The sequence below is a fragment of the Pseudomonas plecoglossicida NBRC 103162 = DSM 15088 genome (assembly GCF_000730665.1).
Taxonomy (GTDB): Bacteria; Pseudomonadota; Gammaproteobacteria; order Pseudomonadales; family Pseudomonadaceae; genus Aquipseudomonas; species Aquipseudomonas plecoglossicida.
The window spans coordinates 71,944-87,089 of record NZ_BBIV01000012.1; the positions used below are offsets into that span (position 1 = coordinate 71,944).

At 64.6% G+C, this 15,146-nt stretch carries 7 protein-coding genes; 5 read left to right on the forward strand and 2 right to left on the reverse strand.

Going from position 1 to position 15,146, the window contains the following annotated elements; all coding sequences use genetic code 11:
* The first annotated feature begins 51 nt into the window (after positions 1-51).
* From PPL01S_RS09215 to pgm, 3 genes are all read left to right on the forward strand, one after another.
* On the forward strand, positions 52-1,701 hold the full coding sequence (locus PPL01S_RS09215; protein ID WP_016395010.1) for a VRR-NUC domain-containing protein: 1,650 nt from the start codon (positions 52-54) through the stop codon (positions 1,699-1,701).
* The gene (locus tag PPL01S_RS09220) at positions 1,698-3,959 is read left to right on the forward strand and encodes an ATP-dependent DNA helicase (protein ID WP_028624876.1); all 2,262 of its coding nucleotides are present in this window, start codon (positions 1,698-1,700) and stop codon (positions 3,957-3,959) included. The genes PPL01S_RS09215 and PPL01S_RS09220 overlap by 4 nt, the downstream gene beginning before the upstream one ends.
* 85 nt (positions 3,960-4,044) lie before the next feature.
* Positions 4,045-5,682, forward strand: a complete 1,638-nt coding sequence (gene pgm, locus PPL01S_RS09225) for a phosphoglucomutase (alpha-D-glucose-1,6-bisphosphate-dependent) (RefSeq protein WP_016395008.1) — start codon at positions 4,045-4,047, stop codon at positions 5,680-5,682.
* A gap of 36 nt (positions 5,683-5,718) precedes the next feature.
* Here pgm and PPL01S_RS09230 read toward each other — a convergent pair whose 3' ends face one another.
* Positions 5,719-6,417: a pirin family protein gene (locus tag PPL01S_RS09230; RefSeq protein ID WP_016395007.1), complete on the reverse strand. Its 699-nt coding sequence runs from the start codon at positions 6,415-6,417 to the stop codon at positions 5,719-5,721.
* Positions 6,418-6,603: 186 nt separating this feature from the next.
* On the opposite strand from PPL01S_RS09230, the gene PPL01S_RS09235 reads away from it, so the two are divergent.
* Positions 6,604-9,108 carry a UvrD-helicase domain-containing protein gene (locus PPL01S_RS09235; RefSeq protein ID WP_016395006.1) on the forward strand — a complete coding sequence of 835 codons (2,505 nt, stop codon included), beginning with the start codon at positions 6,604-6,606 and terminating at the stop codon, positions 9,106-9,108.
* A 6-nt stretch (positions 9,109-9,114) separates the two neighbouring features.
* On the opposite strand, the gene PPL01S_RS09240 is transcribed toward PPL01S_RS09235, so the two are convergent.
* Positions 9,115-13,986 (reverse strand): NEL-type E3 ubiquitin ligase domain-containing protein, encoded by a 4,872-nt coding sequence (locus tag PPL01S_RS09240; RefSeq protein WP_028624875.1) that lies wholly within the window; start codon positions 13,984-13,986, stop codon positions 9,115-9,117.
* Between the two features lie 191 nt (positions 13,987-14,177).
* On the opposite strand from PPL01S_RS09240, the gene PPL01S_RS09245 reads away from it, so the two are divergent.
* Positions 14,178-15,104 (forward strand): alpha/beta fold hydrolase, encoded by a 927-nt coding sequence (locus tag PPL01S_RS09245; protein WP_016395004.1) that lies wholly within the window; start codon positions 14,178-14,180, stop codon positions 15,102-15,104.
* Positions 15,105-15,146 lie beyond the last annotated feature (42 nt).

Below are 15,146 nucleotides of genomic sequence, written 5' to 3' on the forward strand. Positions count from 1 at the left end.
GGTTATCTGTATGTATAAACAGTGCCTGTTCCTCTTTGCCTGACGTGCCTTGTGATTGCCCATTCCGTCGATGACCCGCTGTACTACCTGCATAACTTTCGCCAGGTGTTGCAGTGGGTCGAACAACGCTATGCCGATGTGCTCGACGCCCAGGAGCTGGCTTTCCTGCAGGCCTTCGCCGCACTGGAGCAGCCGGCCCAGGCGCTGATGGTGCGCATGGTCATGCGCAAGGGCGAGCTGTTTCGCAGTGATCGTCTCGACTATGCCGAAATCGGCGATACCCGCCAGGCGCTGCAACCCCTGCAGGCGTTGGGCTGGGTACGCGAGCCCGAGCAGTTGAGCGTGGAGCAGTTGTTCGCCTTGCTGCGCAAGGACGAACTGGCCCAGTGTTTCGCCAGCCAGCTGAGCCGACCGCGCGCCGCCAAGCGCGACCTGTTCGACCAGTTGCAAGCCCTGGACCTGGCGCCCAGGCCGCTCTCGCAATGGTTCGCCCTGGCTTCGGTGAGCATCCTTGAGTGGTGCCTGCAGCCGTTGTGCGACCGCATGCGCTTGCTGTTCTTCGGCAACCTGTATCAGGACTGGTCGGAGTTCGTGCTCGCCGACCTGGGCCTGCTGCGTTTCGAGCAGGTGCCGTTCAGCGCTGGATCACGCGCGCTGCAACAGCGCAGCGACGTCGACCTGGCGATGAGCTTGCACCGGTGCACCGAGCGCCTTGAGCACGGTGAGGCCCCAGCGGCGATCCTCGATGCCCTGGCCCCATGGCGCAGCGACAACCCTTGGTTGGCACGGCGCCATGGGCGCTTGTTGTTCGCCCTTGGCCAGCAGTGCGAGCGCCTGGGTGATTGGGACCAGGCCCTGGCGGTGTATGCCCGCAGCAACCACGCACAAGCGCGCATCCGCCAGGTGCGGGTGCTCGAGCGCAGTGCGCGCTGGCAAGAGGCTCAGGCGTTGGCCCTGCAACTGGCCGCGGCACCGGCCAACGCACTGGAAGTACAGGCACTGGAGCGCATGCTGCCGCGCCTGGCGCGCAAGCTGGGCGGGCCGGCGCAACCGCGAAGGCGCACCCAGACCCCGCAACTGATCGAACTGGAGCTGCCACGCGAGCTGGCTGCTCTGGGCGTCGAGGAGGCAGTGCGGCATCACCTGGCACAGGCTGGCGGCCAGGTGCATTACGTGGAAAACACGCTGTTCAACAGCCTGTTCGGCTTGTTGTGCTGGGATGCGATCTTCGCCCCGGTGCCGGGCGCATTCTTCAATCCGTTCCAGGCTGCCCCCCAGGACCTGCATGACAGCGATTTCCAGCTGCGCCGCCAAGCCCTGTTCGACGCCTGCCTGGGGCGGCTCGACGATGGCACGCATCGCCAGGCGATTCTCGACTGCTTTGCCACCAAGTACGGCCTGCAATCGCCGTTCGTGTTCTGGCAGGTGCTTGACCAGGCCTTGCTCGAGCAGGCCTTGGCCTGCCTGCCACCTGCACACCTCAAGCAATGTTTCCTGCGCCTGCTGCAGGACATCCGCAGCAACCGCGCCGGCATGCCCGACCTGATCCAGTTCTGGCCCGAGCAGGGCAGTTACCGCATGGTCGAAGTCAAGGGGCCGGGGGATCGGTTGCAGGACAACCAGCTGCGCTGGCTGGCATTCTGCGCCGAACACGGCTTGCCGGTGGCAGTCTGTCATGTGCGCTGGAGCGAGCCGGTGTGAGCTATCGGGTAGCGGTGCGCGCCCTGTGCGAGTTCAGTGCCAAGGTCGGTGACCTGGACTTGCGCTTCACCCCGTCGCCCACGGCCCAGGAAGGGATCGAAGGCCACCGCCGGGTGGTGGCCAGGCGTGCGGCCGGCTATGAGGCGGAAGTCGCCCTCGAAGGCGAGTATCGAGGCTTGCTGGTGCGCGGCCGGGCCGACGGCTACGACTCGGTCGCCAATCGCCTGGAGGAGATCAAGACCCACAGGGGCGATCTGGCCCGACAGCCGGCCAACCATCGCCAGTTGCACTGGGCCCAGGCCAAGGTCTATGGCTGGCTGATGTGCCAGGCGCGGCAGTTGCCGGCCATCGAGGTGGCGCTGGTCTATCTGGATGTGGACAACGACGGCCAGACGCAGATCAGCGAGCACTACAGCGCCGAGGCCTTGCGTGCCTTCTTCGAAACCCAGTGCCAGCGCTTCCTGGCCTGGGCCCAGGCCCAGGAGCGTCGCCTGGCCGAGCGTGACCAGGGCCTTCGCGACCTGGCGTTTCCCTACCCGCAGTTTCGCCAGGGCCAGCGCGAGCTCGCCGAGACCTTGTACAAGGCGGTGAGCACCGGGCGTTGCCTGATGGCCCAGGCCAGCACGGGCATCGGCAAGACCCTGGGTACGCTGTTTCCCCTGCTCAAGGCGATGGTCCCGCAACAGCTCGACAAGCTGTTCTTCCTGACCGCCAAGACCCCGGGCCGGGCGCTGGCGCTGGAAGCCCTTGCGCACACGACCGCGGCCTCACCGCAGCCGGCCCTGCGCACCCTGGAGCTGATTGCCCGGGACAAGGCCTGCGAACACCCCGGCAAGGCCTGCCACGGGGAGTCCTGCCCGCTGGCCCAGGGCTTCTATGATCGCCTGCCTGCTGCGCGCACGGCGGCCGCGCAACGGCCCTTGCTGGACCGCGACGGCCTGCGTGAGGTAGCGCTCGCCCATCAGGTCTGCCCGTACTACCTGGGCCAGGAAATGGCCCGCTGGGTGGATGTGCTGATAGCCGACTACAACTACTACTTCGACGCCCACGCCCTGCTATTCAGCCTGGCCCAGACCAACCAGTGGCGCACTGCAGTACTGGTGGACGAGGCGCACAACCTGGTCGAGCGCGGCCGCGGCATGTACAGCGCCAGCCTCGACCAGGGGCAGTTGCTCGCCTTGCGCCAGAGCAAGCCCCAGGGCCTGGCAAGCGTGCTGGACCGGCTGAATCGGCAGTGGAATGCCTTGTACAAGGCGCAACGGGCGCCTTACCAGGCCCGCGAGCGATTGCCCGATGACTTCCTGCGTGCGTTGCAGCAGTGCATCGGGTTGATTCAGGAGCGCCTCAGCCAGCGGCCCGCCGAGCTCGACCCGCAGGTGCTGCAGTTCTTCTACCAGGCCCTGCAGTTCAGCCGGGTCGCCGAGTTGTTCGACGAGCACTTCCTGTTCGACATCACCCTGCGCGAAGGCCCTCGCAAGCGCAAGCTGGCCAGTCTGTGCCTGCGCAACGTCAACCCGGCCCGCCTGCTCGGCCCGCGTATGCAGGCGGCGCGCAGCGTGACGCTGTTTTCCGCCACCCTCAGCCCGCGGCATTTCTACACCGACTTGCTGGGCATGCCGGCCGATACCGCCTGGCTGGATGTGGCCGCGCCATTTCGTGCCGAGCAGCTCGAAGTGCGCATCGCCAGCCAGGTGTCCACCCGCTACGCCGAGCGCCAGGCGTCGCTGGCACCGATCGTTGCGCTGATCGCCGAGCAGTACCAGCGCCAGCCCGGCAATTACCTGGCCTTCTTCAGCAGTTTCGAATACCTGCAGCGGGTCGCCAGCCTGTTGGCCGAGCAGCATCCGGCGATACCCGCGTGGGCTCAGGCGCCGGGCATGGATGAGGCGGCGCGCCAGGCGTTTCTCGACCGTTTCGTGGCCGATGGCCAGGGAGTCGGCTTCGCCGTGCTCGGCGGGGCTTTCGGCGAGGGCGTGGACCTGCCCGGGACCCGTTTGATCGGGGCCTTCGTTGCCACCCTCGGGTTGCCCCAGGTCAACCCGGTCAACGAGCAGTTCAAGCAGCGCCTGGGCCGCCAGTTCGGCGCCGGGTTCGACTACGCCTACCTGTACCCTGGCGTGCGCAAGGTGATCCAGGCGGCCGGCCGGGTGATTCGCGGCGACCAGGACCGTGGGGTGCTGGTGCTGATCGACCAGCGTTTCGCCGAAGCGCGCGTGCAGCAGATGTTTCCTGGCTGGTGGCGAACGGCCAGCGAATAATCCCCGACGGGCCGTCGCGCGCCTTTGCAACTCCCAGTACACTGCGTGTTCCAACACCCACATCTGTTGAACTCGAGGTTTCTGCATGACGCTCAGTCCTTTGGCAGGCAAGCCGGCTCCGGCCAGCGTGCTGGTCGATATTCCCCGCCTGCTCACCGCTTACTACACCGGCCGCCCAGACGCTGCCGTAGCGGTCCAGCGCGTGGCCTTCGGCACCTCGGGGCACCGGGGCAGTTCGTTCGACCTGAGCTTCAACGAGGATCACGTACTGGCGATCACCCAGGCCATCTGCCTGTACCGCCAGGAAAAAGGCATCGACGGCCCGCTGTTCATCGGTGCCGATACCCATGCACTGTCCGCGCCGGCTGCCGCCAGCGCCCTGGAAGTGCTGGCGGCCAATGGCGTGCAGGTGATGCTGTCCAAGGACGATGAGTACACCCCGACGCCGGCGGTGTCGCATGCGATCCTCTGCCATAACCGTGGCCGCGAGCAGGGCCTGGCCGACGGGATCGTCATCACCCCGTCGCACAACCCGCCGCAAAGCGGTGGCTTCAAGTACAACCCACCCAATGGCGGACCGGCAGACAGCGACGTGACCAAGTGGATCGAGGCCAAGGCCAACGAACTGCTGGCTGCAGGCCTTGTCGGGGTCAAGCGCATGGCCTATGCCCAGGCGCTGCAGGCGTCGACCACCCAACGCCATGACTACATCAGCCATTACGTGGCCGACCTGGAAAACGTCATCGACTTCGATGTCATTCGCGCCGCCAACCTGCGCCTGGGCGTCGACCCGCTGGGTGGGGCAGGGGTGCGCTACTGGTCGGCGATCGCCGAGCGCTATCAATTGAACCTTGAAGTGGTCAACACCGAGGTCGACCCGACCTTCCGTTTCATGACCGTCGACTGGGACGGCCAGATCCGCATGGACCCGTCCTCGCCCTATGCCATGCAGGGCCTGATCGGCCTGCGCGAGCGTTTCGACGTGGCCTTCGCCTGCGACCCGGACCACGACCGCCACGGTATCGTCACCGCAGAGGGCTTGTTGCAGCCTAACAACTACCTGGCCGTGGCCATCGATTACCTGTATCGCCACCGCCCGCAATGGCGCAGCGATGCCGCGGTGGGCAAGACCGTGGTGTCCAGCGGCCTGATCGATCGGGTGACCGAGCGTCTGGGGCGTGAGCTGTATGAAGTGCCGGTGGGCTTCAAGTTCTTTGCCCAGCGCCTGTTCGACGGTTCGTTGGGCTTTGGCGGCGAGGAAAGCGCTGGTGCTTCGTTCCTGCGCAAGGACGGTTCGGTCTGGGCGACCGACAAGGATGGCCTGATCCCGGCGCTGCTGGCTGCCGAAATGACTGCACGCACCGGCCGCAACCCTGGCCAGGCCTATGCCGACCTCACGGCGGCACTGGGCAAACCGTTTGCCACCCGGGTCGAGGCCAAGGCCGATGCGCGGCAGAAGGCCGCGTTGAGCAAGCTGGCGCCAGAACAGGTCAAGTCGACCGAGCTGGCCGGCGAGCCGATCGTGCAGATTCTCAGCCACGCCCCGGGCAACGGCCAGGCGATCGGTGGCCTCAAGGTGATGACTGCCAACGGCTGGTTCGCCGCGCGGCCTTCGGGGACCGAGGACATCTACAAGATCTATGCAGAGAGCTTTATCGACGAGGCGCACCTGCAGCGTCTGGTGGGCGAGGCCCAGGTGCTGGTGGATGCTGCGATTGCCTGATTGATCTGTGAGGGGCCGCAACGCGGCCCCGGCCACTCAAGCGACATCGACCAGCACGATCTCACTGTCTTCCACGGCAGTCACCCGCAGCACTTGCTCATCCTCGATGGCCACCCCATCCCGGGCCTTGGCCCGTACGCCGCTGACCTCCACCAACCCTTTGGCCGGCACCAGGTATCCCCGGCGCCCGGCATCGAAGGCGTATTCGGCCGTTTCACCCGCTTTTAGCGTGGCCGCGACCAGGCGCGCATCGGTACGGATCTGCAGGCTGTCCTCATCGCCCGAGCGGCCGCTGGCCAAGGTCACGAAACCTTCGCCACGTTCGCCTTTGGGAAAGGGTCGCGTGCCCCACGAAGGTGCATCGCCAACCCGCTCCGGCACGATCCAGATCTGGAAGATCCGGGTATCGACTTCCTCCAGGTTGTACTCGCTGTGCACGATTCCGCTGCCCGCGCTCATCACTTGCACGTCGCCAGCTTCGGTACGGCCCTTGTTGCCCAGGCTGTCCTGGTGGCTGATGGCGCCTTCGCGGACGTAGGTGATGATTTCCATGTCGCGGTGCGGATGCGGTGGGAAACCGCTGCCGGCGGCGATCAGGTCATCGTTCCAGACGCGCAGGTTGCCCCAGTGCATGCGTGCCGGGTCGTAGTACTCGGCGAACGAGAAATGATGGTGGGCGTCGAGCCAGCCGTGGTTGGCATGGCCAAGGCTTTCGAAGGGTCGCAGTTGCAGCATGGTCGTGCTCCTTGAATCAGTGGAATGAAGCCATGATGCGCCAATGAAAGATCGAAAATAAGCGTAAATATCGACTCATAACAATCGACTCAGTCGATTTAACAAAGCGTTGTAAATTATCCGGTTCATCGCCTAATTCACTGATCTGAAAGCATTCGCTGGCGATTTGTGGCGGATGAGGCGAACATGCCTGCTGATTCGATTTTCAACGGAGTGACCGTGCCCCACGATCAACCCCAGGCCCTCGCCGAACTGACCCCGCCCGCCCAATTACCTTGGTTTCGCCGCCTCGCTGCCCGCCTGTTGGGCCGTGGTTTGACCCGCCTGCAGGCACAACACCGTGAGTCGTGGTTTCTCGGCCATGCCAACGGACAGCGCAGCGGTCATGCCGAAGGCCTGCGCGAAGGCTTCGAACAGGGGCGGGCAGAGGGATACGAGGCGGGCCGCCAGGTGCTGGTGATCCGTGATTCGCGCCCCGACAGCGCCGCCGTGCCGGGCCAGGACGACAACCTGTTCGATGACTGGCGGCTGCCACTGACGGCCGAACTGAAAAAGCGCTTCAAGGCCGACGTGGCCCAGCGCCTGCCCGCGCAAGCCCAGCCCAGCGCCGCGCAATGGAAGCTGATCTTCAGCGACACGCCGTCAGCCTGCGTGGTGGCTGGCGCGGGGGCGGGCAAGTCCACTTCGCTGGTGCTGCGCATCCTGTTGTTGCGCCACTACCTGGGCTTCGAGCTCGATGCCATGACCGTGGTCACCTTCACCCGCGAGTCGCGCAAGGATTTCATCAAACGCCTGGTGCAGGTGTTCGCGCTGTGGCAGCTCGACCTGCCACCGGCCCGCGCCCGCGAACTGGTGCGCACCTTCCATTCGCGCATTCTGCCGCTGGTGCGCAGTCTGCCTGGCTTCGGCCAGCTGCGCGCCTTCGAGACCCTGGGCAACGAAATGCCAGCTGGCCGCGAAGCGGAAGCCGACAGCAATCCGTTCGACTTGCGCCTCAACGATGCCCAACGTCAGCAACTCAACCTGTGCTACTTCGACCTGCTCGCAGGCAGCCCGCGCTTTGCCCAGATCGTCGCCACCTTGCGCCGTGAAGCTTTGCAGCTCAAGCCGCTGGACCCTGACCATCCCGACGTGCAGAAGCGTGTGCAGGTGACGCAACTGGCCGCCCAGCGCGACGAAGAGCTGTGCGACGTGATCGAAGACCTGTGGTTCGCCGCAGGCGCGTGGCCCATCAAGGGAATCGAACCTTGCCGCGAAACGGTTGAGATCCGTGGCAGTCGCTTCCACGTCCATGGCCGGCTGGAAGGGCTGGATGCCTGGGTGGTGCTGGGCTTCGACCCGGCCGAAAGCGCCCAGTACCAGCGTCCTGGCGCGAAGCTCGCGGTACGTGCGGAATGGGCAGTCAAGCGCACCTTGCTCCAGGCATTCTGCGACAAGCCGCTGATCTGGCTCGACAACTATGCCATGGCCCGGCGATTGGCCGCGTCGCTGGCCGGCGATGCGGTGGCCGGCCCGGGCTTCGAGTACAAGGTCAAGGGTGAGCTGGCCCCGGCCCCGCTGCTCGATGCCTTTGTCGGTGCAGCCAACTTCATCGAGAACCTCGGGCTGGAAGTGAACACGGCCGTGGCGGCCATGAGCTTCCCGACGGGCGACAGCGATGCACTGTTCTTCGAGGCGCTGGCCTTGTACTGGCAAGCGCTGGAGTCGCACTTGCTGAACCAGTCACCTCCGGTGATGAGCTACAACCGCATGTTCGCCCTGTTCGGCGAGAACAACCCCGAGAACCTGCAACTGCTGCCCGACCCGCTGCTGCGGCCGCTGGCGCACTTGATGATCGATGAATTCCAGGACGTCTCGCCACAGATTGTCAGCTGGTTGCGCGCCAGCCTCCGGGAGATCCGCCGCCGTGGCCCGGCCATGCACACCGGGCGCCGTGCCCAGCATTCATCGTTGATGTGCGTAGGCGACGATTGGCAGTCGATCTACGGCTGGCGGGGCAGTTCGCCAAAGTACTTCATGGAGTTCACCAAGGCTTTCCCGTCACCGGCCAACACGCGGGTGATGCTGGTCGACAACTTCCGTTGCCAGCAGCAGGTGATCGACGCGGCCGAGCACCTGGTCAAGGGCGCGCCGGCCATTACCGGCAAGAAGGCCCGGGCCGCGGGACCCGCGGCCGAGCTGCCAGGCTCGCCGGTCAAGGTGTTCGAGCGCGACGAGGCGGCGTTGGGGCAGACGCTGGTCGAGCATTACCAGCGCGGCGAGTCGGTGATGATGCTGTACCGCAAAGGTAGCGACAAAGCCCTGATGGACGAGCACCTGCAAACGGTATTGCACGCCGAGGCCGCGCTACCGGCCGAACAGCGGCGCCTGCGCCAGCTCACCTACCACAGCGCCAAGGGCCTGCAGGCCGATGCGGTGTTCATGCTCGGTGATTGCCAGTACCTGACCAGTTCGCCGTACAAGAACCAGGTGTATCGCCAGGCCGGCCTTGGCCGCGCCGGCGATGCCCAGCCGTTCGACACGGCGCAGAAGGAGGAAGTGCAGCGCCTGGCCTATGTGGCGGTGACCCGGGCGGTCAGGCACTGCTACTGGCATGTGGAAGCGGCCAACGGCGACGCGGCGACGGCGCCGCGTGCCTCGAGCCAGGTAGATGGACGGCAGGCGTTCTTCGAAGACCTGCGCGGCCAGTAGCGAGGTTCAGTCGTTCCAGTCCTGATCGCGGGTCAGCTGTTCGAACAACGCCTGACGATCCTGATCGCGGCCGGCGTTCAGACGCCGGCTGGCCTGGTCGTAGGCTGCGCTTTCCAGGTCCATTCTGCGCAATTGGCCAGCATCATCCAGCGGCGCCTCGGGCATCACATCGGTGATTGCCTGCAAGACCGCCTGATCCAGCGACGTTAGCGCTTCGTTCTCTGCATCCAGGCAGTAGTCCAGGTACTGGATGCCCTGGTACCAGCGTTCGTCCAGGGCCATGAAGTGCTCGGCAAAGTGTTGGCTGAGGTAGCGCTGCCAGCTGGGTTGTCGGGCAATCCAGTCCCTGCGCCCGGCGGCCGTTTCGTCGAGCGCGAGGACCGCGTGTTCGACGTTGCTTGCCACCCGTCCTGAAATCATGGCTTCGGTGCGGTAGAGCATACCTTGGCTGGTTTCCGGAAAATCCAACCCCAGCGCCAACAATTGGCGCAACGCCAGGCGGATTTCGATCAGGTCCGTTCCGCCCTGCAGAAGGTCATCGTCAGTGAGCCTGTCGAGTTCGTCCAGTGCCGGAACGGCCAGGTCCGTAGGCTGCGCCTCGGGGGGAAGTCGTTCCAGTTCCAGCAGACGAGCTTGGCGTGCCAGGCGGGCGAGTTGAATCCGCTCGCCCAGTGCATTGACCATTTCGCGGCGATAGAGCTTCCTGAAGAAATTGAACAGGTAGGCGGGGCGGTCGGCTTCTTCGGCAAGCTCCCTGAAGGCCAGTGCTTCGAGTTCGAGGGCGCTGAAGCCATCGGTCCCGGCGTCGCCGCAGGTTGGCGGATAATCTTGCGCGACGGTGTCCAGATGCGTACGCAGCTCCTCATCTCGACCGGCCTGCTCAAGCAGTTGCCAGACTTGGTCAGTCAACTCGGGCAGATTGTTCTGGGCCTGCGCCGAACCTGCGACGCGTTCGACCACGTCGCGTAGATGGCGATTGGCATCCCCTTCGAACAGTTCGTTCCAGAGCGCGCGCTGTTCATCGTTGGCATGCTGCGGCCAGAAATCTTCGGCAGCGGCCGCCAGCTCGTTTTCGCTGTCGATGACGACCCCCGTGGCACCTAGCCTGCGATTGCTCTGTGCATCCAGGTCATTGGCAGTGAAGTCCCAATGGCCATTGTCTTGTCCTGAGCGTACGGCCTCGGCGAAGGGGCTGGTGAGAATCGGCTCGAGGTCCACCAGCTCGGCAATGGGGTTGTAGCTCAGGCTCAGGTAGCGCAACTGCAGGTCAGCTTGCGTCATCAGCGCCGTGAGCCCGCGTGGCCAGGTCCGCAGCAGGCAGTTGCGCAGGCGAAGGTTGGCCAGGCGGGTCAGGCCGGTCAGGTCGGGTGCGTGCTGCAGGGGGTTGTTGGTCAGGCGCAGGTCGCGCAGGCGGGTCAGGTTGGAGAAGCGTGCTGCCAAGGCTGGGGTCAGGGCAATGTCGTTATTTTCCAGGTCAAGGCGCTCCAGGGGCAACTGTATGATGGTCTGTAGATCTGCATCGGAAATCTGCAGCCTGTTGAGGCGCAAGCTCAACCGCCGCAGGCGGGTCAGGCCAGCCAGGCGCTGGCGCATGCTCTCGGTCAGGGCGCCTAGCTGGTTGTTGCCCAGTTCCAGCGCTTCCAGCTGGGGGGTGGAGGCGAGCGCATGAAACACCTCTTCGAAGTCCAGCTCAGGGCTTTGCGCCAGGCGAAGCGTGCGCAGTGAAGGGAAGCTCTGGAAGAAGTCCGCCGGGATGTGGCGGATGCCAAGGTTGCGGATGTTCACGGTGGTGATGTGATCGAATCGCGCGGACAACGACGGCAAGGATTCGATATCCAGCGCTTGCAGGGTCAGGGTGTCAGGCTCGTCCCGGCGCCAGGCGCTGTTGATCAGCTCGCGCAACACGCCACGTTCGGCGCGCTGGTCTTCGGGGCCTTGGTTCTGCCAATCGCGCAGGCTGTTGTCGAGTGTGTCGCGTTGGATTTCCAGCGCACGGATCTGCCCAGCGACATCGCCGCGCTGGCGCAACTGGCCCAGCAAGGCATTACGCTCGTTTGCATTCAGGCCTGGATAGAGCGCGCGTAGCCGTCGATCAGCCGTGTTGGGCCAACGCAGACGACCGCTGAGCGGATAGCCAGGGCGCCCATCGGCCAGGCGCATCGGCGAACGATAGCCAGGCCTGATCGGCTGCTGGCCGATCAGCCTGGCCGCATGGGGTCGGTCGGCAGCAGCGATCTCGAAGCGTTGCAGCGCATCGGCGTCGGGATGTTCGGTTTCAAGGGCTGCGTCCAATACCGCGCTATCGGTGTTGGCCAGCTCTGGCCGATAGAGCCCCAGCAGGGCCTTGTCCAGCCGGGCGTGAGCTTGCAGCGCCCGGGCCTCCTCGGCAACGCGCAGGGGCACTCGGCCATTGCCCAGGTGCAAGCGTTCGCTGGCGCTGGTCCTGGCCATGATCTGCGCGATGGCTCGGTGGGGCACGCTGGGAAACTGCGCGGCGATGACCTGGGCTTTCTCGGACCGGACGGTGGCATGACGGGTGTACAGCCGATCGAACAGCGTTTCGCGTTCGGTTTCAAGGTGCCGTGCAAGCTTTTCGCTCAACGCCTTGGCCTGATCGGCCACATCGGTACCTTGAGGTAAAAGCCTGTCGATGGCGTCATCATCCAGTTGCGCCACGATCCGCTCACTGAGCTGGCCGTTCTCCAGTTCACTGCGGTTGATCTCGATCGCCACCGGGTGGGCTTGATCCACCTGCCCGTAGAGCGTGCTTTCTCCCCAGCTTTCCGGCCCACGGTAGGCCTTGATCACGTACTGCTGCGGCCAGCCATCGAGCTCCGTCAGGCTAGGCAGCGCAAAGTTCTTGTAAGCTGCGAGCGCCTTGCCATGGCGCACCCGGTCGATGATGTCGTCTACCTGGCGGTTAGACCTCAAGCGGTCGATGACATCGGCCAGCAGCGCGGGGGGGCGTTGTGCGCCAACCTGGGCATGACGCAGTGTATCGCTGCGCTCGCCGGTGCATTTCATCGCTGCGTCCAGTTCTGTGTCATCGAGGCCGTCGCTGATCGGCCCCAGGCGCCGCAACAAACGGTGCTGGTCCCATTCAACAGGGTTTTCATGAACCGAGCGCCAGCTGCCTGCTTCGTTGTCCACCAAGGCTGGTCGGTAGGCTTGTGGGTTTTGTGGGTGGTTTATCTGCCAGCGGCCGTCCTCTTGCACCTGTTCGTACAGTTCGCCATCCAGTCGCACGTAGTAGCGGCCATCCAACGCGTAGCGGCCCATAGAGTCGGGTTCAAGGTGCGGCGGAATCGAGGTGGTGTTCACATAGTCTTTCACGGAGCCGTTCCACAACTGGTCTTTACCGTCCTTGACGATACTCTGCAGGCCATCGACGAATCCGGAGGCTTTCAGGGCCACCGCGCCTGCGCCTATCGCACCGACGACCGCGACGTTCAGCAACACCGATTCCAATTGCGCCAAGGCCTGTGCGTTATCGCCTTCCTCCCAGGCCGAGATGCCCTCGAAGACACTTTCCATGATTTGCGAGGCACCGAGGGTGAGCATGATCGGGTTCAGGCAAGGCACGAACATGGCCGCGACGTTGAGCACGGTCATGCCCAGTTCGAACCAGTGTTCCAGGTTGCGCAGGCGTACGTTGGCGTCCACATCCGCTGTGGGGACTGCGATTCTTCGCGCATCGGCCTTGAGCCTGATCAGGTGATTCGACTCCAGGGACGCCCACGGACGGACAGGCAAGGCCTTTTCGATGACTTCAAGATGCGTCGAAGTGTCAGGTATCAGTGGCTTGTCGGGCGCTTCGTCGGCGTTGCTGAACAGTTGGCCCATGAGCGTGGTGTTCAGCTCGGCTTGCTGCGCCTGCAGGGCAAGGGCCACGAAGCGTGCGCGGTAGGCGGTGTCCAGCAATTGCGTGCTCAGGTGTTTGTAGGCATCGCCCAAGGAGGCGAACCCTCTGATCGGGTCTTCATCGACCGGGTTGTAGAGGAATACCGGGTCATGCTTGCCGTTGGTCTTTGGCGCGATGAACAGCAGTTCATGAATAGGTACGCCGAGCAGCAACAGCTGCCAGCAGCGCAGGGGCCGGCCCTCATAGGTCGTCGGAGCGTTGGCATCGTCTGCACATATCCCGTGCAGCGCCAACGATTGGGGGGCACTGAGCAGGCCCTTGCATGTGGCGATACGGACCTGGACGCGAAACTCATCGCGTCGTGCCTGGACAGCCAGGGCATGAAGCCGGTCTTTGTTTTCGCCTTCGAACACCGTGCCCAGGTGTTCCTGATAGCATTGGCCAAGGTCCAGTGTGCGGCACGCTTCGATGAAGCGAGGCAGCGTCAGGCCGGTGATTGGCATGATGTCCTGGCGGCTGCGCTGCAAGCGGCTGAACCGCGTGGTGTCGGTGGCGCCCTCGAAGTTGTGCAGGGCCGCTTCCAGCAGGCTGCGGTACTGCGGGGCGCCATCGGCCACGATCTCGTTCTGTTCCGAAGGTACCCCAGGGCCGCCCGGTAAACCTTCCGGTTGCTTGATCTTGGTCGCTTGATGCACGTACTGCGCTTGGCTGACCGGGGTGTCGAGTTTCAAGTGATCTTCGAGCAGCGGTGTGCAGTACTCGGTGATGCCTTGCAATGGTCTCAAGGCAGCCTGCAAGGCATTGCGGCTGTTGTCGCGTTTGGCGATGGCCCGCTGCAAGGTTTCGCGGGTGAGGCTATCGGCCTGGGTGTACCAAGGGTAGGCGACACCCTCTGCATCCAGGTAGTCCTTGCGCAGGCTCTGCACGATTCGGCTGGCGTGATCAGGGTGCAGGGCCTTGCTCCAGTCGGGCAGGGTACGGACCATCTGCGCATGGTGATAAGGCGTGTGGGTCATGTTGGCGCTCCGGAGAAAGGAGCCGCTATGGGGCCGCAGACCATCAAGTGCCGTGCGGTATATAACTGCTCGCTGCGGTCGGTCACGCATATGTGGTTGTCGGCAAGGGGCCAGCGGCGTCCGCTCGGCTGGGTCATGGTTGGCTGCCGGCCTGACGAGTAGACGCCAGGCACCAGTCAGGGAGAGAGAGCATGCGTTCGCCGTTCAGTCCCAAGGATCATCTGCTGGATCTAGACGGTATCGAGATTGCCGTGCGTTGTTGGGGGCCGGAAGACGGCATCCCGGTGCTGGCCTTGCACGGCTGGCTGGACAACGCCGCGTCGTTCGAGCGCCTGGCACCAATGCTCGAAGGCTGCTTCGTGGTGGCGCCGGACCTGGTCGGCCATGGCCGTTCCGACCACCGCCGCCACGACAGCGGTTATTACCTCTGGGAGCATGCCGAGGACATGCTGGCGGTGGCAGACAGCCTGGGCCTTGGGCAGTTCCACGTGCTGGCCCACGGCATGGGCACCGGCATTGCCTCGCTGCTCGCCGCCATGACCAGTGGCATTGCCAGCATGATCTTCCTCGACGGCATGGGCGCTCCTTTCACCGTCGCCGAGAACGACCGCGTGCACCATCTGGCCCGCGCCTATCGGCTCAAGCGCATGGTCCAGCGCAGCCAGTTGCAGGGCTTTGCCGAACCCGGGGGCTGTTGCTTCGACAACCTGGAAGCGGCCCTGGAACAGCGCCGCAAGCGCCTGGATGGCGAGCTCTCGGAAGATGCCGCGCGGCTGCTGGCCCTGCGCGATCTGTTGCAGGTGGGTGAGGGGTACTGCTGGCGGCATGACCCACGTCTGATCCTGCCCGAGCCGATGCCGCTGACCGAGCGCGAGGCCTGCGACCTGCTTCGGGAAATCCGCAGTCCGCTGTACCTGATGCTCGGCCGCCAAGGTGCATATGCCGAGGGTGCGTTCGAGAAGCGGCAACCAGCCTTGCCTGATCACGCCCGGGTTTCCTGGCACCCTGGGGGGCACCATCTGCATTTGGAGGCGCCGGAGCGCGCCCTGGCCGAGCAGATCCTGCGCATCCTGAGCCGCCACGATGGCGGGGTGCTGCAACGCCAGGTCAACGAGTAGCAGGATGGTCAGCGCGCCGCTTCCTGGGCTATGGTGGGCAAC

Coding starts and splice junctions, on each gene's coding strand:
- pgm (WP_016395008.1), top strand. CDS start 4,045: ATGACGCTCAGTCCTTTGGCAGGCAAGCCGGCTCCGGCCAGCGTGCTG.
- PPL01S_RS09245 (WP_016395004.1), top strand. CDS start 14,178: ATGCGTTCGCCGTTCAGTCCCAAGGATCATCTGCTGGATCTAGACGGT.
- PPL01S_RS09240 (WP_028624875.1), bottom strand. CDS start 13,986: ATGACCCACACGCCTTATCACCATGCGCAGATGGTCCGTACCCTGCCC.
- PPL01S_RS09230 (WP_016395007.1), bottom strand. CDS start 6,417: ATGCTGCAACTGCGACCCTTCGAAAGCCTTGGCCATGCCAACCACGGC.
- PPL01S_RS09235 (WP_016395006.1), top strand. CDS start 6,604: ATGCCTGCTGATTCGATTTTCAACGGAGTGACCGTGCCCCACGATCAA.